This window comes from Lysobacter solisilvae, assembly GCF_016613535.2.
Classification (GTDB): Bacteria; Pseudomonadota; Gammaproteobacteria; order Xanthomonadales; family Xanthomonadaceae; genus Agrilutibacter; species Agrilutibacter solisilvae.
Map to the genome: position 1 here is coordinate 697470 of NZ_CP071518.1, position 20605 is coordinate 718074.

General features: G+C 70.5%; 18 protein-coding genes. 10 read left to right on the forward strand and 8 right to left on the reverse strand.

Going from position 1 to position 20605, the window contains the following annotated elements; genetic code table 11:
• Positions 1-127: 127 nt before the first annotated feature.
• The 3 genes from I8J32_RS03205 to I8J32_RS03215 are packed head-to-tail and all read left to right on the forward strand — an operon-like array spanning position 128 to position 2898.
• Complete coding sequence (locus I8J32_RS03205) at positions 128-2077, forward strand: SpoIIE family protein phosphatase (protein ID WP_200615222.1); 1950 nt, start codon at positions 128-130, stop codon at positions 2075-2077.
• On the forward strand, positions 2077-2493 hold the full coding sequence (locus I8J32_RS03210) for an ATP-binding protein (RefSeq protein WP_200615220.1): 417 nt from the start codon (positions 2077-2079) through the stop codon (positions 2491-2493). The genes I8J32_RS03205 and I8J32_RS03210 overlap by 1 nt, the downstream gene beginning before the upstream one ends.
• A gap of 15 nt (positions 2494-2508) precedes the next feature.
• Complete coding sequence (locus I8J32_RS03215; RefSeq protein WP_200615218.1) at positions 2509-2898, forward strand: STAS domain-containing protein; 390 nt, start codon at positions 2509-2511, stop codon at positions 2896-2898.
• 429 nt (positions 2899-3327) lie between these two features.
• Here I8J32_RS03215 and I8J32_RS03220 read toward each other — a convergent pair whose 3' ends face one another.
• From I8J32_RS03220 to rsgA, 3 genes are all read right to left on the reverse strand, one after another.
• Positions 3328-5613, reverse strand: coding sequence for an NADP-dependent malic enzyme (locus I8J32_RS03220; RefSeq protein WP_200615216.1), 2286 nt, complete (start codon positions 5611-5613; stop codon positions 3328-3330).
• 286 nt (positions 5614-5899) lie between these two features.
• A complete protein-coding gene (locus tag I8J32_RS03225; RefSeq protein ID WP_200615214.1) occupies positions 5900-7162 on the reverse strand; it encodes a flavohemoglobin expression-modulating QEGLA motif protein in 1263 nt (420 codons plus the stop codon).
• Between the two features lie 271 nt (positions 7163-7433).
• On the reverse strand, positions 7434-8573 hold the full coding sequence (gene rsgA / locus I8J32_RS03230; RefSeq protein ID WP_200615213.1) for a ribosome small subunit-dependent GTPase A: 1140 nt from the start codon (positions 8571-8573) through the stop codon (positions 7434-7436).
• 242 nt (positions 8574-8815) lie between these two features.
• On the opposite strand from rsgA, the gene I8J32_RS03235 reads away from it, so the two are divergent.
• The 3 genes from I8J32_RS03235 (at position 8816) to I8J32_RS03245 (ending at position 11609) form a co-directional block, all read left to right on the forward strand.
• Positions 8816-10066, forward strand: coding sequence for a pyridoxal phosphate-dependent aminotransferase (locus I8J32_RS03235; RefSeq protein ID WP_200615212.1), 1251 nt, complete (start codon positions 8816-8818; stop codon positions 10064-10066).
• Between the two features lie 169 nt (positions 10067-10235).
• Positions 10236-10862, forward strand: a complete 627-nt coding sequence (locus I8J32_RS03240; RefSeq protein ID WP_200615211.1) for an SGNH/GDSL hydrolase family protein — start codon at positions 10236-10238, stop codon at positions 10860-10862.
• Between the two features lie 78 nt (positions 10863-10940).
• The gene (locus tag I8J32_RS03245) at positions 10941-11609 is read left to right on the forward strand and encodes a methyltransferase domain-containing protein (protein ID WP_407061004.1); all 669 of its coding nucleotides are present in this window, start codon (positions 10941-10943) and stop codon (positions 11607-11609) included.
• A 214-nt stretch (positions 11610-11823) separates the two neighbouring features.
• Here I8J32_RS03245 and I8J32_RS03250 read toward each other — a convergent pair whose 3' ends face one another.
• Entirely contained in the window at positions 11824-12648 is an 825-nt protein-coding gene (locus tag I8J32_RS03250; RefSeq protein WP_200615210.1) for a polysaccharide deacetylase family protein, read from the reverse strand.
• An 80-nt stretch (positions 12649-12728) separates the two neighbouring features.
• Here I8J32_RS03250 and grxD point away from each other — a divergent pair, with 80 nt between their 5' ends.
• The 3 genes from grxD to I8J32_RS03265 all read left to right on the forward strand — a co-directional run bounded on the left by grxD (position 12729) and on the right by I8J32_RS03265 (position 16536).
• Positions 12729-13658 (forward strand): Grx4 family monothiol glutaredoxin, encoded by a 930-nt coding sequence (grxD, locus tag I8J32_RS03255; RefSeq protein WP_200615209.1) that lies wholly within the window; start codon positions 12729-12731, stop codon positions 13656-13658.
• Between the two features lie 96 nt (positions 13659-13754).
• Positions 13755-15395 carry an alpha/beta hydrolase family protein gene (locus I8J32_RS03260; RefSeq protein WP_200615208.1) on the forward strand — a complete coding sequence of 547 codons (1641 nt, stop codon included), beginning with the start codon at positions 13755-13757 and terminating at the stop codon, positions 15393-15395.
• 253 nt (positions 15396-15648) lie between these two features.
• Entirely contained in the window at positions 15649-16536 is an 888-nt protein-coding gene (locus tag I8J32_RS03265) for a right-handed parallel beta-helix repeat-containing protein (protein ID WP_200615207.1), read from the forward strand.
• 78 nt (positions 16537-16614) lie between these two features.
• On the opposite strand, the gene I8J32_RS03270 is transcribed toward I8J32_RS03265, so the two are convergent.
• The 3 genes from I8J32_RS03270 to I8J32_RS03280 form a co-directional block, all read right to left on the reverse strand.
• Positions 16615-17151, reverse strand: a complete 537-nt coding sequence (locus I8J32_RS03270; protein ID WP_200615205.1) for a DUF924 family protein — start codon at positions 17149-17151, stop codon at positions 16615-16617.
• Between the two features lie 104 nt (positions 17152-17255).
• On the reverse strand, positions 17256-17837 hold the full coding sequence (locus I8J32_RS03275; RefSeq protein ID WP_200615203.1) for a lysozyme inhibitor LprI family protein: 582 nt from the start codon (positions 17835-17837) through the stop codon (positions 17256-17258).
• 207 nt (positions 17838-18044) lie between these two features.
• Positions 18045-18452 carry a GFA family protein gene (locus I8J32_RS03280; RefSeq protein ID WP_200615201.1) on the reverse strand — a complete coding sequence of 136 codons (408 nt, stop codon included), beginning with the start codon at positions 18450-18452 and terminating at the stop codon, positions 18045-18047.
• Between the two features lie 145 nt (positions 18453-18597).
• On the opposite strand from I8J32_RS03280, the gene I8J32_RS03285 reads away from it, so the two are divergent.
• The gene (locus I8J32_RS03285; protein ID WP_200615199.1) at positions 18598-19644 is read left to right on the forward strand and encodes a hypothetical protein; all 1047 of its coding nucleotides are present in this window, start codon (positions 18598-18600) and stop codon (positions 19642-19644) included.
• A gap of 21 nt (positions 19645-19665) precedes the next feature.
• Here the strand turns inward: I8J32_RS03285 and I8J32_RS03290 are convergent, their stop codons facing one another.
• The gene (locus I8J32_RS03290) at positions 19666-20442 is read right to left on the reverse strand and encodes an AMP nucleosidase (protein ID WP_200615198.1); all 777 of its coding nucleotides are present in this window, start codon (positions 20440-20442) and stop codon (positions 19666-19668) included.
• Positions 20443-20605 lie beyond the last annotated feature (163 nt).

Genomic DNA, 20605 nt, shown 5'->3' on the forward strand with positions numbered 1-20605 from the left:
TGCCTTCTGCCGTGATCCATTACAGGGTGGCCGGGTCGTGGCCGTGGCTGCCCTGGCGCGATGACTGACGCCTTCAGGCCGCGGGCCCCGCCCGCGGCGCTGCCACCGCAAGGGGGTTCGCGAACGGATGAGCGCGCAGGTGTCCCCGGACCGGCCCATCTCGGCCTCGGTGGCGAGAGTCTCGCTGCGCCGCAGCGTGCGTGCGCGGGTGGTGTTCTGGGGCGCGCTGCTCAATGCGCTGCTGCTGTTGCTGGTGCTGGCGGCGTCGTTCTTCATCGCCCGGCAGATCCTGTGGAACAACGCCCAGAACCGGGTCCGCCAGCAGACCGACCAGCAGGCCGAGCGGATCGGCGCGACCCTGCGCTCGGTGGCCATCAGCGCCGGCATCGTCAACCTGCTGGCCCGCGAGCATCCGACCGACACGCGGCGGCTGGTCGAACTGCTCAATGCCTCGGTGGATGCCGATCCCGACGCCAGCGGCGGCCTGATCGCGCTGGAACCGGGCGTGGCCGACCCCCGCGGATTCGCCTACTACGTCGGGCCCCGCGGCAGCCGCGACCTGACCGGACGCTACCTTGACCGGGCCTGGTACCGCCGCACGCGCGACGGCAAGGCCGCATGGTGGTCGGAGCCCTACCTGAGCCAGAACGCCGGCAACACCTGGGTGGTGACCTACAACCACCCGCTGCGCAGCGAGGAAGGCCGGCCGCTGGGGATGATCAGCCTGGACGTGCCGGTGAGCCACATCCAGGAGCTGATGAAGACGGTGCTCAACCGCAATGGCCTGCGCGCCGTGCTGATCGCGCCGGGCGGGACCATCGCCGTGCATCCGGTCCCCGGCGTGGCGCTGCGGACCACCCTGGACCAGCTGATCGCCCGCGGTCGCGAGGACCTGCGCCCGCTGGCGACGGCGCGCACGCGCGGGCAGCCGCTGGAGTTCGACCACCTGGACCGCACCCTGGACGAGCGCCGCTTCACCGTGTTCACGCCGATCGACGACACCGGCTGGAGCGTGAACCTGTCGCTCTCGCACCGGCTGGTGCTGGCCGAGCTCACCTCGGCGACGCGCTGGCTGCTGGTGGGTGCGCTGCTGGCCCTGCTGGTGAGTGCGCTGGGGCAGCTGCGGCTGGCCGAGCGCCTGACCCGCCCGCTGGAACAGGTGACCGAGTCGGTGCGGCATTTCAGCCAGGGCGAATACGACGAGACCGTGCCCCACCTGGCCCGGCAGGACGAGGTCGGGGTGATGGCGCGCGCGATGGAAAGCGCGCGCACGTCGATCAAGCGCCAGCTGGGCGAGATCGAGGCGATGGGCGCGGCGCGGCAGAAGCTGGAGAGCGAGCTGGCCATCGCCCGCGACATCCAGCAGGCCATGCTGCCGCTGGCGCCCACGCTGACCAGCCGCGGCCGCACGCTGCACGTGTACGCGGCGCTGGAACCGGCCAAGGCGGTCGGCGGGGATTTCTATTCCTTCTCGGTGCGCGGCGGGCGCTGGCTGTGGTTCGCCATCGGCGACGTGTCCGACAAGGGCGTGCCGGCGGCGCTGTTCATGGCGCGCGCGATCACCGTGCTGGAAGTGGCGGCCGGCCTGGGCGGCTCGCCGGGCGATGCGCTGTACACGGCGGCGCAGCGCCTGGTGGAAGGCAACGAGACCTGCATGTTCGCCACCGTGCTGTGCGGCGTGCTGGACGTGGAAAGCGGCGAGCTGCAGCTGGCCAGCGCCGGCCACGAACCGGCCGTGCTGCTGCGGGCCGACGGCGCCACGCAGCTGCTCGACGTCGAGTCGGGCGCGGCCCTGGGCGTGGGCACGGACGACATCTACCCGGTCTGGAGCGGCATCATGCGCCCAGGCGATACCCTGCTGGCCTATACCGATGGCATCACCGAGGCCTTCGACACCGGCCAGGTCGCCTTCGGCATGGACCGCCTGCTGGCGGCACTGGTGCCCGGGGAAGAGCCCCAGCGCATCTGCCAGCGTTTGCTGGACGCGGTCCACCGCTTCTGCGAGGGGGCCGCGCAATCGGACGACATCACCGTGCTCGCGCTTTGCCTGCAGGTGCAGTCCACGGAGGAACGCTGATGCATTGGCGGATCGAAGTGCCCAACGAGCGCCATCGCCTCGGCGCGCTGCTGGATGCGATCGAGCACGCGCTCATCGCCCACGGCATCGAACAGGGCGTACGCGACGACCTGCGCCTGATCGCGGAGGAAGTGGTGAGCAACGCGATGGATTACGGCGGCAGCCCACCGAGCGAGCCGCAGCACCAGATCGTGGTGGACATCCGTCGCCACGAGGACCGGCTGCACGTGGAATTCAGGGACAGCGGACAGCCGTTCGATCCGTTCTCCCAGGCGCCGCCGGATCTGGATGCCGACCTGCTCGACCGCGCCATCGGCGGGCTGGGCGTGCACCTGGTGCGCGAGATCGCCGAGTCGGCCAGCTACGAGCGCGAAGAACCCTATAACATCGTGCGCGTGGTACTGCGCGCCGTTTGACTCCCAGGAGCGAGCATGGACCTGCAGATCCGGATCGGCCCCGTGGTACAGGGCAGCCAGCGCGTCTCCCTCAGCGGGCGGCTGGACACGAACAGCTACGACAGCCTGGATGCGCAGCTGGCCCCCGTGCTGGCGGGCGATATCGAATCGCTGGTGCTCGACCTGGCCGGGCTCAGCTACATCAGTTCCGCCGGCATCCGCTCGATATTGAAGGCGCGCAAGGCGATGGCCGGACGCCAGGGCAAGGTGCTGGTGGTCAATCCGCAGCCGCAGATCCAGAAGGTGTTCGACGTGGTGAAGGCGGTGCCGATGGGCGACATCTTCGCGTCGGTGGAAGAAGCCGATGCGTACCTGGATGCGATGCAGCGCAAGGTGTTGCGGGGGGATGAGGAAGATGAGGGGTGAGCTGGGGCTGGTGAAGCCGGCTTTTTCGGGAGTGCGGCGATCGGCGAGCCCGGTTCCGACCTTTGCCCGCCAGGGGCTGGTTCGCGGCGATCGGTGACTCCCCCATCCCAACCTTCCCCCGCGGAGCGGGGGAAGGGGCTGATGCGCGGCGATCGGTGGCTCCCATCCCGACCTTCCCCCGCGCAGCGGGGGAAGGGGCTGATGCGCGGCGATCGGTGCCCCCCATCCCAACCTTCCCCCGCGGAGCGGGGGAAGGGGCTGGTTCGCGGCGATCGGTGACTCCCCCATCCCAACCTTCCCCCGCGGAGCGGGGGAAGGGGCTGGTGCGCGGCGATCGGTGGCTCCCCCATCCCAACCTTCCCCCGCGGAGCGGGGGAAGGGGCTCATCCGAAGTGGGGGAATCGACTCCTGTGGAAGGGGCTGACCTGATCAGATTTTCCGGGCGGCGCGGATCTGGGCGTCGACCGCGGCGATCGCGGTCATGTTCACCACGCGGCGCGGGGTGGAGGCGGGCGTCAGGATGTGCGCGGACTTGTCCAGGCCCATCAGGATCGGGCCGATGGCCACGCCTTCGGTCATCACGCGGACCATGTTGTAGGTGATGTTGGCCGCGTCCAGGTTGGGCATCACGTAGAGGTTCGCGCGGCCCTTGAGCGTGGTGTTGGGGAAGATGCGGTGGCGCAGCTCCTCGTCCCAGGCGGTGTCGGCCATCATTTCGCCGTCGATTTCGAGCTTGGGCACGCGCTCGCGGATGATCTGGTAGGCGCGGCGCATCTTCGCGGCCGACGGGTTGTCGTGGCTGCCGAAATTGGAATGCGACACCAGCGCGACCTTGGGCTCCACGCCGAACAGCTTGAGGCGGTAGGTGGCCTGCAGGGTGGCCTCGGCGATCTGTTCGGCGCTGGGATCCACCTGCACGTGGGTGTCGAGGAAGAACCACACGCCCTGGTCGTTGATGACGCCGGTCATCGCGGCGGTGCCGACCACGCCCTTCTCGAAGTCGAAGATGCTGCGCAGGTAGCCCAGCTTCTTGTGGAAGCGGCCGACCAGGCCGCAGATCATCGCGTCGGCTTCGCCGCGTTCGACCATCAGCGCGGCGATCAGCGTCGGGCGCGAGCGCAGCAGGTTCTTCGCGGCGGCCGGCGTGACGCCGCGGCGCTGGGTGACGGCGTGGTACTGCTGCCAGTAGTCGTCGAAGCGCGGGTCGGAGTTGATGTTGGTCAGCTCGAAATCGACGCCGGGCCGCATCCGCAGGCCCAGGCGCTTGATGCGCGATTCGATCACGTCGGGGCGGCCGATCACGATCGGGAAGGCCAGCTGTTCGTCGATCACCGTCTGCACGGCGCGCAGCACGGTCTCCTCTTCGCCTTCGGCGTAGACCACGCGCTTGCGGTCGGCGCGCGCGCGGTCGTACACGGGCTTCATCAGCAGGCCGGTGCGGTAGATGAACTGGCCGAGCTTTTCCTCGTAGACCTTCATGTCCGCGATCGGGCGCGTGGCCAGGCCCGAGTCCATCGCGGCGCGCGCGACGGCCGGCGCCAGCATCACCAGCAGGCGCGGGTCGAACGGACGCGGGATCAGGTAATCGGGGCCGAACTTGGGCACGTCGCCGCCGTAGGCGCTGCCCAGGTCGGAGGCCTCCATCCGCGCCAATGCGGCGATGGCGCGTACCGAGGCCAGCTTCATCGCCTCGTTGATTTCCGTGGCGCCGACGTCGAGCGCGCCGCGGAAGATGTAGGGGAAGCACAGCGCGTTGTTGACCTGGTTGGGGTAGTCCGAACGGCCGGTGGCGATGATGCAGTCGGGACGGACCTTCTTGGCGTCCTCGGGCAGGATCTCCGGATACGGATTGGCCAGCGCCAGGATGATCGGGCGGTCGGCCATGGTGGCGACCATCTCGGCCTTGAGCACGCCGCCGGCCGACAGGCCCAGGAAGATGTCGGCGCCGGCGACGATGTCGGCGAGCGTGCGCTTGTCGGTGTCGCGCGCGTAGCGTTCCTTGTCGGGGTCCATCTTGCCGCGGCCGGTGTAGAGCACGCCGTCGCGGTCGACCGCCAAAATGTTCTGCGGGTTCATGCCCAGGGCGACCAGCATGTCCAGGCAGGCGATGCCGGCCGCGCCCGCGCCGGAGGTGGCCAGCTTCACCTGGCCGATGTCCTTGCCGACGATCTCCAGCGCGTTGAGCACGGCCGAGCCGACGATGATCGCGGTGCCGTGCTGGTCGTCGTGGAAGACGGGGATGTTCATCCGCTCGCGCAGCTTGCGCTCGACGATGAAACACTCCGGCGCCTTGATGTCCTCCAGGTTGATGCCGCCGAAGGTGGGCTCGAGCGAGGCGATGATGTCGACGAGCTTGTCGGGGTCCTTCTCGTCGATCTCGATGTCGAACACGTCGATGCCGGCGAACTTCTGGAACAGCACGCCCTTGCCTTCCATCACCGGCTTGCCGGCGAGCGGCCCGATGTCGCCCAGGCCCAGGACGGCGGTGCCGTTGGAGATGACCGCGACCAGGTTGCCGCGCGCGGTGTACTGGCTGGCCAGGGTCGGGTCCCGGGCGATTTCCTCGCAGGCGAAGGCCACGCCCGGCGAATAGGCCAGGGCCAAGTCGCGCTGGGTGACCATCGGCTTGGTGGCGCTGACCTTGATCTTGCCCTTGGGTTCGACCGAGTGATAGTCGAGCGCGGCCTGTTTGAAGTCTTCGTCGTGATTGGACATGGGGGGCGTGGGGGCGCGGTGAGGCTAGTGGGGGATTGATTCTAGCGCCGGGGTGAGAGCAGGCGCGGGAGTGCAGCTCCCTCCCCCGTTCCACGTGGGAGGGTTGGGGCGGGGGCGACGGTCGCGTCGGACTCGATGGGGTTGGCTCGCTGGATCATGGGGCGCGGCGATCTGTGGCCCCCATCCCAACCTTCCCCCGTGGAACGGGGGAAGGGGCTGATTCGCTGCGATCTGGAGCCCCCATCCCAGCCTTCCCGGCCCGCAAGCGGGGGAAGGGGCTCTCATGTCAGATGTCGTGGAAATCGTCCTGCTTGCCCACCGTGTCCAGCCGGATGCGGTTGGCGAACAGCGAGAAGGCCAGCATGCCGGCCAGGCCGTTGGCGCGGACGACCCACTGGGGCAGCCAGCGCGGGGGCACGATGATGCCGGCATCGAACAGCGGCTCCAGGCGCTGCACGTCGCCCAGCGTCATCTTGCCGGCGAACAGGCGCCGACACAGCAGCAGCTTGCGCTGGCGCAGGGCCCAGCGGAAGAAGGTGTGCACGCTGATCAGGCCGCGCAGGTACACCGTGTCCTTGGTGAAGGCCGCGCCGCCGGTCAGCGGCACGCCGCGGAACACGCGCTGGGCCGAGGTGAAGCTGTCGACGTCGTTCTGCCCGGCGCTGCGGAAGTAATGGAACACCTGCAGGAAGTCGGCGCCGTTGAGCGCCATTTCCACCGCCTCGATGCGCAGGCTGATGCGCTTCATGCGCTCGATGTCGATCGCACCGGTGATCTGCTCGGCGAAGGTCGCCAGGCCTTCCTGCGTGGCGGTGGTGCGCGGCGAGGACAGCGCCAGGCTGGGGAAATGGGGCTGTTCGCGCCCGTTGAGCGCGGTGAGCGAGTGCACGAAGGCTTCGTGCTGCACCAGCTGGTGGCGGTCGTAGTCGCTGAAGGCCGCGCCGTGGCGCAGGCGGATGCGGGTGGCGCCGGCGGCCGCCTTGGAGATCAGGTCGGGGTCGAGCACCACCTCGATCACGCGCTCGTTGAAGAAATCATCGAGCACCGACTGCAGCTGCAGCTGCAGCGCGGTGGCGGAGATGGGCACGCACTCGGCCGGCGACAGCAGTTCGCGGTCGAGTTCATCGGCGATGTCGATGAAGTGCTGGGCGGCCTCGGTGGTGGTGGGGCCGTTGCCGGGCAGCGGGTCGTCGGGACGCCCGTACAGGCGGATCGAGTGCGTGGCCACGGCATTGGTGCCCAGCGATTCGAGCAGCTCGGCCGCGATCGACCAGCTGCGCGCCGAACCCAGCAGGTACTGGCCCATCGGGTGGCCGTGCTCGGCCTCGTCCATCACCGCGTCCAGTTCGCGGCGCGCCTCGGCGAAATCGAGCTTGGGGTATTCGATGACGGGCAGCGCGTAGCGGTTCTGCGCGGCTTCGTTGAGGAAATGCTTCTGCGCGCTGGCCGGCCAGCTGACCAGGGCCAGCAGTCGGATGCCCCGGACGGCCCGCACCATGCGCTGATCGAGCGCCGAGTGATGGGCGATGTCGGGGGCGAGGTCGGTCATGGCGAGGCGCGGAGATCCCTGCGGAGGCGCGAACCCATCGAGTTTACGTCGGCCAGCGCGAGGACGGACGCCCTGGGATGACCGGAGCTGCGCCTGGTGCCGCCACACCTCCGCCGGAAGGACGAGCTTCGGCGGACCCGCGCGCGCCGGAATGACCGGCGGCGGTGTCCGCGCTCGCGATGGGCGTCTGCGCGACGAGCACCGGGATAGCCTGGCCGCGGCACCGACGGGATTTCACATGCCCGTGGTGGCTGGAGCGTCGGGAGCGGCCTCAGCGCCGCCCGTGTTTCTCGGCTGGCCGCTTGGCCGGCGCCTTGCCCGGCACCTTCGCCTTCTCGTCGGCCTTCTGTGCGCGCCGGCCGGCGGCCTTGTCGGCGGCGGCGGCGACTTCGCCGCTGAGCTTGAGGAAATTGGCGAAGCGCTGCGGGTCGAGGCGGCCGGATTCGATCGCGGCGCGCACGGCGCAGCCGGGTTCGCGCTGGTGGGCGCAGTCGCGGAAGCGGCACTGCTCGGCCAGTGTCTCCACGTCGGTGAAGTTCTCGGCGACGTCTTCCTCGCCGGTGGGCTTGAGCTCGCGCATGCCCGGCGTGTCGATCAGGCAGGCGCCGGTGGGCAGCGGGATCAGCGCGCGGTAGGTGGTGGTGTGGCGGCCGCGCGAGTCGCTCTCGCGGACCTCGCTGGTCTTCATCTTCTCCGTGCCCAGCAGCGTGTTGGTCAGCGTGGACTTGCCCGCGCCCGAAGAGCCGACCAGGACGGCGGTGCGGCCGGGTTGCAGCCATTCGTTCAGGGCCGCGACGCTGGCGGAGTCCTTGGCGTTGACCGCGCGGACCGGCACTTCCTGCGCGGCCAGTTCCACCAGCGCGGCCAATGCGTCGTCGACCGCGCTGGCGCTGCCGCCGCCTGCCAGATCGGACTTGGTCAGCACCACCACCGGCTCGGCGCCGCCGCGTACCAGCAGCAGGTAGCGCTCGATGCGGCGCGGATTGAAGTCCGCATCCATGCCGCAGACGACGAAGACGGTGTCGATGTTGGCGGCGATCAGCTGCTGGCGGTAATGCTCGCCGGCGGCGGCTCGCTTGATCGAGGTGCGGCGCGGCAGCAGTTCGACGATCTTGCTGTGCTTGGGCGTGTCGCCCTCGATCAGGACCCAGTCGCCGACCGCGGGCCGGTCTTCCGGCGCGGTGCCGCCCTTGCGGTAGTTGGCCGGGCGCTGCCATTCGGGCAGCGATTCGACCGGAAAGCTGTGCTCGGGGCCGTCGGCGACGATATATCCGGTGCGGTGCTGTTCGACGATGCGGGCGGGGCGGGCCTTGGGGCGCAGGGCCAGGGCCTCGCGCCAGACCGGGTCGGAGGGCAGACCGTCTTGCGCGAGGGGCCATCCGATGGCCTGCAGGGCGTCGGGCGTGGTCAAACGGAAGGGTCAGCGGCGGTCATGGCCGGATTCTAGCGGGGGGATGGCGGACGGGAAGGGAAACCGCGGTCGGCCGCACGGGAAACGCAGGCGGGCCGTGGCACGCGGTCCGCCGGGTAGTGGCCGACCTCGCCTGCCGGGCGCTCAAGTGCGCGAAACCTGCCGCATTTCCGGCCGGCGCGCTCCCTCCATTCGCCGCATTTGAGCTAGTCTGGCCGGCCCCTCGTCCTGCTCGTGCGCCAATGTCCCTGCCCCCCGTGAAGACCCGCGAACGCCTGTCCGAAGTCCGTTACGAGATCCGCGGCGAACTGGCCCGGCGCGCCCGCGAACTGGAGGCCCAGGGCCGCAAGCAGATCAAGCTCAACATCGGCAATCCCGGCGCGTTCGGTTTCCGCGCCCCCGAGCACCTGCAGCGGGCCATCGCGCAGCGCATCGACCAGACCGATCCCTATACCCACCAGCAGGGCCTGCCGGTCGCACGCGAAGCCATCGCGGCCTTCCATCGCCAGCGCGGCACGCCCAACGCCTCGCCCGAGCGCGTGTTCGTCGGCAACGGCGTGAGCGAACTGATCGACCTGTCGCTGCGCGCGCTGCTCAACCCGGGCGACGAAGTGCTGCTGCCCTCGCCCGACTACCCGCTGTGGTCGGCCGCGACGATCCTCAACGACGGCCGGCCGGTGTACTACCGCTGCCGCCCGGAAAACGGCTTCCTGCCGGACCCGGACGAGATCGAGTCGCTGGTGTCCCCGCGCACGCGGGCGATCGTGCTGATCAACCCCAACAATCCGACCGGCGCCGCCTACCCGCGCGAGCTGCTGGAGCAGATCGTCGCGGTGGCCGCGCGGCACAAGCTGCTGCTGATGAGCGACGAGATCTACGACTCGATCCTCTACGACGGCGCACAGTTCACCCCGGTCGCGCCGCTGGCCGGCGACCTGCCCTGCCTGTCGTTCGGCGGCCTGAGCAAGGTGCACCGCGCCTGCGGCTGGCGCGTGGGCTGGGCGGTGCTCAGCGGCGATCCGCTGGCCTGCGGCGACCTGCACCACGCGATGGACCTGCTCGGCGCCCTGCGCCTGTGCGCCAACGTGCCGGGGCAGTTCGCGATCGAGGCCGCGCTGCACGGCGAAGACACCATCGCGCCGCTGTGCGCGCCCGACGGCCGCCTGTACGAGGCGCGCCGCGCGGTGATGGATGCCGTGGCCGCGAGCCGCCACCTGGAACTGGTGGCCCCCGCCGGCGCGCTCTACGCGTTCCCGGCGGTGGCTGGCGATGCCGCCGTGGGCTTCGACGACCACCGTTTCGCGCTGGAACTGCTGGAAACCGAAGACGTGCTGGTGGTGCCGGGGTCGAGCTTCAACGTGCCGTACCGCAACCACTTCCGCGTGACCCTGCTGCCGCAGCCGGACGACCTGCGCGAAGTGTTCGACCGCATCGAACGGGTGCTCGACCGCTACGCGGAAACGGCGCAGGCACGCCGCAGCGCGGTCGCGTAAGGCGGGCGCAGGCCCGTCGCCGCCACCCGGCGCGCCCGCCTGGCGCGCGGGGCTCGCGTCCGGCCGGTCATCAGACAGCAGTCACGCCCACGCCGGCAAGCCCGGCGCGTGGCGGCACGCGTCATCCGGCGTAGACGCGGCCGCCCCGGGCGCGCCCTACAATGCGGACATGGACGCATCCGACACCGGCAACCGCCTGACCTACCTCGCCCTGGGTGACAGCTACACCATCGGCGAGAGCGTGCCCGAGGACAGCCGCTGGCCGGTGCAGCTGGTGCGCGAACTGCGCGCGCAGGGCGTGGCGCTGGATGATCCGCGCATCATCGCCACCACCGGCTGGACCACCGACGAGCTGGAATGGGGCATCGACTCGGCCGAGCCGCTGGGCAGCTACGACTTCGTCTCGCTGCTGATCGGCGTCAACAACCAGTACCGCAATCGCAGCGCGGTGGCCTACCGGGGCGAGTTCCACACCCTGCTCAAGCGCGCGATCCGCTATGCGCATGGCCGCGCCGACCGGGTGCTGGTGCTGTCCATTCCCGACTGGGGCGTGACGCCGTTCGCCCGCGACGACAAGCGCGACGTGGCGACGATCGCCGCCGAGATCGACGCGTTCAACGCGGCCGCGCGCTCGGTCTGCGAGGCCGAAGGGGTCGCGTTCGTCGACATCACGCCCTGCTCGCGCGAGCACGGCGCCACGCTGCTGGCCTCCGACGGCCTGCATCCCTCGGCGGAGATGTACACGCGGTGGACGCAGCAGGCGCTGCCCGTCGCACGGTCGCTGCTGTCACGATGACCGCTGTGTCCCGATGACCGCTGTATCCCCATGACTTCCGTGCCGATGACTTCGGCCGCGCAGACGCCCCCGCGGCCGCTGCCGCGCGAACAGGTGCGCGCGATCGCCCACGCCTTCCTGCCCGACCGGCCGTGGGGCAACCGCTGGGACCACTACTACACGCGCAGCAAGCTGGGCAGCGACCCGCTGTACCCGGGCGTCTGCGAAGCGTTGCGTGCCACGCAGGCGCCGCTGCTCGACCTGGGGTGCGGGCTGGGGCTGCTGGCGCACGCGCTGCGCGCACAGGGCCTGGCGCTGCCCTATCGCGGCGTGGACAACGATGCCGGCAAGATCGACCGCGCCCGCCTGGCCGCGCAGCGCGCGGGCCTGGCCGACACCGGTTTCGAGGTGGTGGACCTGTCCCGCGAATACCCCGCGCATGCCGGCAGCGTGGCGCTGCTGGACGTGCTGCAGTTCATTTCGCCCGAAGCGCAGGCGCGCACGCTCGACGCGGCCATCGCGATGCTGGTGCCCGGCGCGAAGCTGGTGATCCGGACCGGCCTGGAAGACGGCAGCCGGCGGGCGCGGGTCACGCGCGCGGTGGATGTGTTCTCGCGCGCCCTGGGCTGGATGAATGCCGGGCCGTCGCGCTACCCCGAGGCGGCCGCGCTGCGTGCGCGACTGGAGTCGGCGGGTCTGGCGGTGGAGTTCACCCCGCTGTTCGCGGGCACGCCGTTCAACAACTGGCGGGTGGTGGCGACGCGGTAGGCATCGGCCTGCCGCAGGCTCGCGAGATGGACCGCACCACCGGGGACAGACACCCGCGATGGCGTTGAAGGCGCCGCGCCGCGAACTTCCGTCCCCGGCAAGAACCGCCGGCGCGATCTGACCGGGCAGCCCCGGGTGCGCTTGGCCTGACCAGCTTCGCTGTTGAAAGCCGCGGGCTCTGTGGCTGAACGATCCGGCCCGGAATGCGAGCGGGTCAGCCCGCTTGCGCGGCGGCGGCCGGTTCGGTCGCGGGGCCTTCGTCTTCGAGCGCTTCGGGCAACAGGGTGGAATATCCCAGCGCATCCAGCCTCTGCAGCAGCAGGCCCAGGCTCTCCACGTTCCGGCCATGTCGCGCGCCTTCGTGCAGCAGCACGATGGCGCCGGGGCGCAGGTCGCGTTCGATGCGGGCGACCACGCGGGTGACATCCGCGGCGAGGGCGTCGAAGCCGCGCGCCGTCCAGGCGACGCGTGCCAGGCCGTGCGCGCGCAGCGGAGCGGAGACGAAGGGATTGGCCATGCCGACCACGGCGCGGAACCAGCGCGGCGTGGTGCCCGTGATGGCGCGGATCGTGGCCTGCGTGCGGGTGATCTCCTCGCGCATGCGCCCCGGGCCCAGCGCCCAGAACCAGGCTTGCGGATGGCTCGCGCTGTGGTTGCCCACGCCGTGGCCACGGCGGACGATCTCGCGCAGCAGCTCCGGCCGTGCCGCGGCGCGGTCGCCGACCACGAAGAAAGTGGCGCGCGCGCGGTGGCGGTCGAGCAGATCAAGGATGGCGGGCGTGTCGTCGCTGGGACCGTCGTCGATGGTGAGCCAGACCTGGCGTTGCGTCGTCGGGAGCCGCGTCAATACGGGGCTGAACAGGCGCGAGCCGGGCTTGAGCGTGCCCCACCAGAACACCGCGTGCGACGCGAACATGACCGGCAGGCCCCAGGCCCAGCCCCAGCGCCAGAACACCGCCACTACAAGCAGCTGCGACAGCAGCAGGGCGCCGATCCAGGCGTGCGGACGGCGCGGTGGGCGGTGGAGGGCTTCGGGCATGAACCGATCATGCCACGCGCGCCGCGGCGACCCGGCCGCGGGGCGTAAAATGCGGGGCTTCTCCCCTGCCGTACGCCCCCATGTCCCTCGATCCCGCCCTGCGCTCGCGCATCGACACCCTGCTGCATTCCAACCGCGTCGTCCTGTTCATGAAGGGCGAACCGCGCGCGCCGCAGTGCGGCTTTTCGGCCAAGGCCGTGGGTGCGCTGTCCTCGCTGGGCATCGACTTCGCGCACGTGGATGTGCTGGCCGATCCGGAAATCCGCGAGGGCATCAAGCAGTACGGCGACTGGCCGACGATCCCGCAGCTGTACGTCGGCGGCGACCTGGTCGGGGGCAGCGACATCATCGAGCAGATGGTGAATTCCGGGGAACTGCAGTCACTGCTCGGCATCGCCGCCCCCGACCGCACGCCGCCGCAGATCACCATCACCCCCGCCGCGGCCGCGATGCTGCGCGAGTCGCTCGCCGACGCCGGCGAGGGCTACGCGCTGCAGGTGGAGATCGACGCCCGCTTCGAGACGCGCCTGCAGCTGGCCGCCTTCGATGAGCGCGCGATCGCCGCCGAAAGCGAAGGCGTGCGCGCCCAGTTCGACCTCGCCAGCGCGCGCCGCGCGCAGGGCCTGCGCATCGACTGGGTCGACGACGAACGTGGCCGCGGCCTCACCATCGACAACCCCAATGCGCCGCCCAAGGTGCAGCCGCTGTCGCCGACGCAGGCGCGCGAGCGCGCCGCCGCCGGCACGGTGACCCTGGTCGACGTGCGCCCGCCGGACGAGCGCGCGCAGGCCGCGATCAACGAGCCCTTCAGCGTCTTCGACGACGGCGGCTCCACCCGCCTGGAAGCGCTGCCCAAGGACACCCCGCTGGCCTTCCTGTGCCACCACGGCGGCCGCAGCGCGCGGGCGGCGGAGCATTTCCGCGGCCTGGGCTTCACCCAGGTGTTCAACGTGGAAGGTGGGATCGAGGCATGGGCGCTGGATGCCGACACGCACGTGGCGCGCTACTGAGAGCGGACCCGGCGCGGGCCTGTCCGCAATCCCGGGCCCGGCCTTAAACCCGGAACGGGACGCCGGCATCTGACCTCGACTGCACGGAGGTTTGCGATGACCCGTTCCCGTTGGACCCTGCTGTCTTCCACCGTCGCCGCGCTGGCGCTGGCCGGCGCTATCTGCGCCGCCCCGGCTTTCGCGGTCCTGCCCGCGGTGCCGGCGCCCCCCGCGCCGGCGGATTTTCGCGGCGGCCTGTACCAGGGCCTGATCGACGGCGCCGGCGAGCTCAATCCGGCGCAGGTGCAGTTCACCGCCAGCGCCGACGGCGGCTGGCAGGCGCAGGTGCGCATCGCCGGCCGCGCCGAAGCCCTGCCGGCCACGGTCGGCTTCCAGGGCCAGCGCCTGACGCTGGCGCTGCCCGGGCCCGCGGGTCCGCTGGCGTGCGCCGGCGACGTCAGCGCGGCCGCCGTGGTCGCGCCCGCCGACCTGCCGGGCTGCCGGCTCGAGCTGGTCGCCGCGCAGGAAGGCCCGCTGGCCCAGTCGCTGGCCGGCGCCTGGGTCGATGCGCAGGGCGGTGTATACGCGATCGCCCGCAGTGGCGATTCGCCGCAGCCGATATGGATCGATTACCGCACCGGCGCCTGGCGCGGCCTGGTCGAACGCGACGGCGCGCTGCATTTCGGCCCGGGCACGGCCACGCCCTGGCCGGAGCAGGCCACGCTCGCCCCGAAGGACGGCGCGCTGTACCTGCAGGCGTCCGGCGGCCCGAAGGAAGGCACGCGACTGCAGCGGCTCGCCCTGCGGGAGCAAGCGCTGGAATGGCAGGCCGGTGACGCCGTGCTCAAGGGCACGCTGATCCTGCCGGCCGCGGCGTCGGCGGGCACCGGCACTCGCACCACGCGCTGGCCGGCGGTGATCCTGACCCACATGTCCGGGTCCGGCGACCGCGACGCCTACCGCCAGTTCGCCTACTTCTTCGCCGCGCAGGGCGTGGCCGCGCTCATCTACGACCGCCGCGGCGCCGGCCAGTCGGGTGGCGATGAAGCTTCGGCAGGCATGCACCGCCTGGCCGACGACGCCGTCGCCGCCGCGCAGGCGCTGGGCGCCGTGCCGCAGATCGACCCGGCGCGCATCGGCACGTTCGGCCACAGCCAGGGCGGCTGGGTGGCCCCGATCGCCGCGGCGCGCTCGGATGCGATCGCCTTCGTCATCGCGCAGGCCGCGTCCGGCGTGTCGCCCGCGGAGCAGGAGCTGTTCCGCGTGGAGCACAACGCGCGCGATGCCGGCCTGGACGAGCAGGAGATCGCGGCCGCGGTCGATTACGAGCGTCGCCTGATGGACTGGGTGCGCACCGGCGAGGGCCGCGACCAGATCCACGCCCTGGCCCGTGCGAACCGGGACGCGCGCTGGGCGCGTTTCGTCGAGCTGCGCGAAGACCTGCCCGAGCGGCCGGCGGCGCGCAGCCAGTCGTTCTGGTGGTTCGATCCCGCGCCCGACCTCGCGCGCGTGCGCGTGCCGGTGCTGGTGATCCATGGCGATCGCGACGGCTTCGTTCCGGTCGAGCGCAGCCGCGAGATCCAGCGCACGGCGTTCGCCCAGGCGCAGCCGACGTTCGTGCTGCTGCCGCGCACCGCGCACGGCATGTGGACGGGGGAGCGCGACAGCGCCCGCGAAGCGATGCGCTCGCCCGGTTCCGCGCCCGAATACTGGGCACAGCTGCGCGCGTGGCTGCGGGCGCAGCACCTGGCGCAGTAGCAGCCCCTGCGCCCGGTGCGCGTTGCTGACGAACCGCGTCCGGACTCGCGGCTCCGCGCGCGCCGCCCTCCCCTGCAGCGGCACTAGCGTGACGCGATGCGCGGTTCGCGACGCGGCCACGGCGGCCGCGGCCGCACCGCGGATGCCGCCCCTATACTCCGCCCGCGGCCTGGGCGTCCGGGACACGGAAAGCCGCATCCGTCGGCAGCCTGGCGTGCCCGCGTGGCTGCTTCATCGAAGGGAATCCAATCAGATGCTGCGACCCATTTGTGCTGTGGCCGTACTGGCCACGGCGTGCCTGACTTCGCCCGCGAAGGCCGAGACCACGCTCTGCACCGAAATCACCACCCTGCCCACGACGATCAACGTCCAGGGCACCTACTGCATGAAGGGCGACCTGTCGACCAGCCTGGCCGCGGGCAGTGCGATCACCGTGGCTGCCAACAACGTCACCATCGACTGCAACGGCCGCAAGCTGGGCGGGCTCGGGGCCGGCGTCACCACCCGCGCGTCCGGCATCCAGGCCACCAACCGATCCAACATCACGGTGCGCGGCTGCAATATCCGCGGCTTCTATCGCGGGATCGTGCTGGAGGGCACCGGCTCCGGGCACGTGGTGGAACACAATGCGCTGGACGGCATCACCTACCTGGGCATGCGCGTCCATGGCGCGGGCGCCACGATCCGCGGCAACCGCATCGTCAACGTCGGCGGGACCGACGACACCAACGGTACCTACGGCGGCATCCTGCTCAATGGCAGCGGCGGCCGGATCGTCGACAACGATATTTCCGGCCTGAGCACCACCGGTCCGTCCAGCCTGCGCGGCATCCTGGCCACCGGCCCGCGCAACGTGATCGAGTCCAACCGCCTCAGCGACCTGGTCGCGCCCAACGCGGGCCAGGTCAAGGCGATCATGCTGCTGGGTTCGCCCGACACCGAACTGCCGATGCAGGCCGTGCTGCGCGAGAACTCGGTGCTCGTGCCGCCGGGCACGCAGGGCTATGCGGTGTGGGTGAAGACCGCCTCGAGCGTGTGCCGCAACAACGACCTGCTCGGCTTCGACGGCAGCTGGCTGGAAGCGCAGGCCAGCTCCGCGCTGGACGCCTGCGGCGACGCGGGCGGCAACGTCACCAAGTAAGGCCACCCGGCAAGAAGGCGCCCATTGCAGGCGTGCGGCGACGGGCCGGGGTCACTCCGGCCCGTTGCGTTGTCGGCATCAGCCGGAAAAGCCACCCTGCGCGAGGAACTCGCGTTCCTCGCGCGTGCTCTCGCGCCCCAGCGCGGCGTTGCGATGGGGAAAACGGCCGAAGCGCCGGATGATGTCGTGGTGGTGGCGCGCCCAGCGATCGGCACCGGCGGGCAGGCGGCCGAACAGTTCCAGTGCGCGCTCCTGGTCGGCCATCGCCTCGGAGTGCTGGAAAGGCAGGTAGAAGAAGCTGCGCAGGGTGAGGTCCACCTGCGTGTCCAAGCCCAGCTGCAGCGCGCGTTGCGCATAGTGCCGGGCCAGCGGATCGGTGGCGTAGGCGTGGCCGCTGCGGCGGAACACGTTGCGCGGAATCTGGTCCAGCAGCAGCACCAGGGCCAGCGCACCTTCCGCATTCCCGAGCCAGTCCTCGAACTCGCGACGCGCGGCGCGCAGGTGCGCTTCCAGGAAACCGTCGCGGCACTCCAGGTCGAAGCGGTCGCCGCCGCCAAACCAGCGCTCGGGGCCGGCCTGGCGCCAGAAGTCGACGACATCGGCGGCGGTGGTCATGGCAGGTCTCCTTGCGCGGGTGGTGCGGCGGTGGTCACCAGGGCGGTGGCTTGAAGACTGTGGGCGTCAGGCCAGCAGCCTTCAAGACCGTCCGGCTGCCGGCTTCAAACCGGCTCCAGCTCGAACTCGTCGTGTCCCAGCTGGGTCTCCAGTTCGGCGATCCACGCCGCGGTGATGCTTTCCAGCGTGACCGCATGGATCAGCGGCTGGATCGCGCCCGCCGAATAGGACTGGGCGATGAAGCGCGCGTAGCGTTCGCGGAAAGTCAGCCAGGCGATGTGGACCTCGTCGAAGGCGTCCTGGTGCGGCCCGTCCAGCTGCGCCCGCAGGTGCACCACCAGTTCGCCCAGGCGGGCATCCAGGGCGCGGAACTCGTCCACGGCCTGGGCGCTGAGTTCGTCGTGCGCGAGCAGCGCCGCATCGCCCTGGCGGGCGACCTCGCCGGCCTGGGTGACGTAGCGGCCGGCGATCTTCACCGCGGCCTCGGCCTTGCCGATCAGGCGGCTTTCGAACTGGCGCAGTTCCTCCAGGCTGGTGCGCGCCTGCTCCATGCCCTGCTTGAGGTTGAGCAGCTTCTGGTTGCGCTCGATGGTCTCGTTCGTGCGGCGGCCTTCCAGGCGGCGCTGGATGAAGTACAGGCCCCAGGTGATCGCGGCGCCGATGAGCAGGTAGAGCAGCTTTTCCATGGTCTCTCCCGTATGGGGTGACAGTGTGCCTGCACGGGGTCGCAGGGACTGCGATTGCGGGCTTCTCCCTCCGGCTTGCGCCCCTCAGCCCGGTGGTTTCAACAGCGGGTCAAGCGCAGCGCGCCCGGGGAGAGCCGCCGCGATCGGGCCGGAGAGCCCGGGTGCGGGCCTGTGGCGTGCCACGGCGTGCGGGCGGCACCGCGGCCGTTACAGGTGCCGGGTTTCGGCCGGGGCTTCCATCCAGTTGTTGTTGCGGCCGTCGCAGCAGCGCACCGGGCCTGAGAGCAGTTCGTCCACCGCGGCGTCATCCAGGCAGGCGACCTGCACCGACACGTAGTGGCCGCCGATCTGCTCCACGAAACCGCGGCCGAAGGGGCGCACGCCGCAGGTCCTGCAGAACAGCCAGTGCGTGCTGAGCGTGCCGAACTGGTAGTCCGACAGCGCGGACTCGTCGGTGAGCAGGCGGAAGGCGTCGGGCTTGATGGTGATGCCCCAGTTGCGGGTCTTGGTGCAGATCGAGCAGTTGCACTTGCCGGTGCCCGCGGCGAGGTCCAGGTCGGCTTCGAAACGCACGGCGCCGCAATGGCAGCTGCCGGAGTAGGTCCGGGTCGTCATGGTCAGTCCTTTGGTCAGGGCGGCACAGGTTAACGTCCCGGGCTGCGCGGAGGACACCGGACCCGGGGGGCCGCCCACACGGCGCATCCCGTGCTACAACTCCGCCCCAGGGAAGTTCCACGCCATGGACAGGGGAGACAAGGACATGCGATCGATCGTGGTGTTGTGCGTGCTGGCCGTGGCTTCGGCCGGCTGTTCGCAGATGGACCGGATGACGCGGCCGCGCGATGCGGCGTACCCGTATCCGGACGGCCAGCAGACGCAGTACAGCGAAATGCTGGCAGCGGACCTCACGCTGGAAGTGCGCTGCATCCAGTCCGGGCGCAGCCAGCGGGAAGCGGGGGCCAACGCGCAGGACGGCTGCGCCTACAAGAGCGTCAACGAGGCCAAGACCGCCGATGGCGCCAAGGTGTCCGCGCTCAGCAAGTATTTCCACGCCTGCGGCCAGCCCGGCACGCGCGCGGATGCCGAGTGCATCGCAACCCGCAACCGCGTGGTGGACCTGCTGCTGAAGGTGACCGACGAGAACTGCTCGACGTTCCTGCAGCGGACCTTCCTGACCAAGTCGACCAGCGACTCGGCCTATGCGTTTGGCCGCGACATGCTTACCGGCGGCACCGCGGCCGTCGCCAGCGCCTCGCCGCCCACGGCGATCGGTTTCAGCTTCGCCAACCTGCTGCTGGGCTCCTACGAGACTGTCAACGGGACCTTCTTCCTGAACTCGGCGTTCCAGTCGCTGGAGACGGCGATCAACTTGGAGCGCGAGACCCGCCTGACCGCGCTGCGCGACGAGTGCACGCGCCCCGGCACGACGACGGCGGGCTACAACGACTGCACCATCCACGAGGCCCTGCGGCTGGTGAAATCCTACGGCGACGCCTGCTCGCTGCGCACCGGCGTCAACAAGCTGCAGTCGCTGGTGCACCTGCAGCAGACCAACCAGGAGAACGTGAACGTCAAGGCCGATCTGGAGAAGACGAAGAAGGAGCTGGCCGCGAACAAGGCGGATCTGCAGGCCCAGCAGGAGGCGATGAAGACGCTGCCCGTGGAGGCCATTTCCCGGCGGGTGCGGGAAGAACTGCTGGCCGACTTCAACGAGCTGCGCGAACGACTGCCGAAGCAGACGACCACGACGCCGCCCGATCCGAAACCGTCCACGACGCCAACGGTTCCACCCGATTCCCAGCGGTAGCCCGCGGCGGCCGCCGGCCGCCTACTCGTCGAACCGCAGGTGTCGCACCGACTTGCCGTGGCGGCGGATCAGGCGCAGCGCTTCGATGCCCACCTGGATGTGGTTGTCGACGAACTCGCCGGTGACCTTGGCGTCGGACGATTCGGTCTTGACGCCCTCGGGGATCATCGGCTGGTCGGACACCAGCAGCAGGGCGCCGCAGGGCAGGCGGTTGGCGAAGCCGGCGGCGAAGATCGTCGCGGTCTCCATGTCGATGGCCATGCAGCGCAGGCGTCGCAGGTAGTCCTTGAAGTTCTCGTCGTGTTCCCAGACGCGGCGGTTGGTCGTGTAGACGGTGCCGGTCCAGTAATCGTGGCCGAGGTCGCGGATCATGGTGGACACCGCGCGCTGCAGCGCGAAGGCCGGCAACGCCGGCACCTCGGCGGGCAGGTAGTCGTTGGACGTGCCCTCGCCGCGGATCGCGGCGATCGGCAGCACTAGGTCGCCGAGCTGGTTCTTCTTCTTCAGGCCGCCGCACTTGCCCAGGAACAGCACGGCCTTGGGCATGATCGCGGTGAGCAGGTCCATCATCGTGGCGGCGTTGGGGCTGCCCATGCCGAAGTTGATCATGGTGATGCCGTCGGCGGTGGCGCTGGGCATCGGGCGATCCAGGCCGACCACGGTGGCGCCGGTCAGGCGCGCGAAGGTGTGCAGGTAGCCGCTGAAGTTGGTCAGCAGGATGTGCTCGCCGAATTCGCCCAGCGGGACGCCGGTGTAGCGCGGGAGCCAGTTGTCGACGATCTGTTCTTTGTCTTTCATGGGGGCGACGGCGATGGGGGAGAGGCAGCGGGGCGCGGTGATGCAGGGGACCGCGTGATCCGATGAATCTACGCGACCGCGGGCCGGCATGAAATCGGTCCGGCGCGGCGCGGATGGCAGCGGCGACCTTGCCGACCTTGGCGAGCTTGCCGCGCGGGCAACC

Coding starts and splice junctions, on each gene's coding strand:
- I8J32_RS03205 (WP_200615222.1), top strand. CDS start 128: ATGAGCGCGCAGGTGTCCCCGGACCGGCCCATCTCGGCCTCGGTGGCG.
- I8J32_RS03225 (WP_200615214.1), bottom strand. CDS start 7,162: ATGACCGACCTCGCCCCCGACATCGCCCATCACTCGGCGCTCGATCAG.
- I8J32_RS03270 (WP_200615205.1), bottom strand. CDS start 17,151: ATGACCACCGCCGCCGATGTCGTCGACTTCTGGCGCCAGGCCGGCCCC.
- I8J32_RS03285 (WP_200615199.1), top strand. CDS start 18,598: ATGCGATCGATCGTGGTGTTGTGCGTGCTGGCCGTGGCTTCGGCCGGC.
- I8J32_RS03280 (WP_200615201.1), bottom strand. CDS start 18,452: ATGACGACCCGGACCTACTCCGGCAGCTGCCATTGCGGCGCCGTGCGT.
- I8J32_RS03215 (WP_200615218.1), top strand. CDS start 2,509: ATGGACCTGCAGATCCGGATCGGCCCCGTGGTACAGGGCAGCCAGCGC.
- I8J32_RS03220 (WP_200615216.1), bottom strand. CDS start 5,613: ATGTCCAATCACGACGAAGACTTCAAACAGGCCGCGCTCGACTATCAC.
- I8J32_RS03240 (WP_200615211.1), top strand. CDS start 10,236: ATGGACGCATCCGACACCGGCAACCGCCTGACCTACCTCGCCCTGGGT.
- I8J32_RS03260 (WP_200615208.1), top strand. CDS start 13,755: ATGACCCGTTCCCGTTGGACCCTGCTGTCTTCCACCGTCGCCGCGCTG.
- I8J32_RS03235 (WP_200615212.1), top strand. CDS start 8,816: ATGTCCCTGCCCCCCGTGAAGACCCGCGAACGCCTGTCCGAAGTCCGT.
- grxD (WP_200615209.1), top strand. CDS start 12,729: ATGTCCCTCGATCCCGCCCTGCGCTCGCGCATCGACACCCTGCTGCAT.
- I8J32_RS03290 (WP_200615198.1), bottom strand. CDS start 20,442: ATGAAAGACAAAGAACAGATCGTCGACAACTGGCTCCCGCGCTACACC.
- I8J32_RS03275 (WP_200615203.1), bottom strand. CDS start 17,837: ATGGAAAAGCTGCTCTACCTGCTCATCGGCGCCGCGATCACCTGGGGC.
- I8J32_RS03210 (WP_200615220.1), top strand. CDS start 2,077: ATGCATTGGCGGATCGAAGTGCCCAACGAGCGCCATCGCCTCGGCGCG.
- I8J32_RS03265 (WP_200615207.1), top strand. CDS start 15,649: ATGCTGCGACCCATTTGTGCTGTGGCCGTACTGGCCACGGCGTGCCTG.
- I8J32_RS03250 (WP_200615210.1), bottom strand. CDS start 12,648: ATGCCCGAAGCCCTCCACCGCCCACCGCGCCGTCCGCACGCCTGGATC.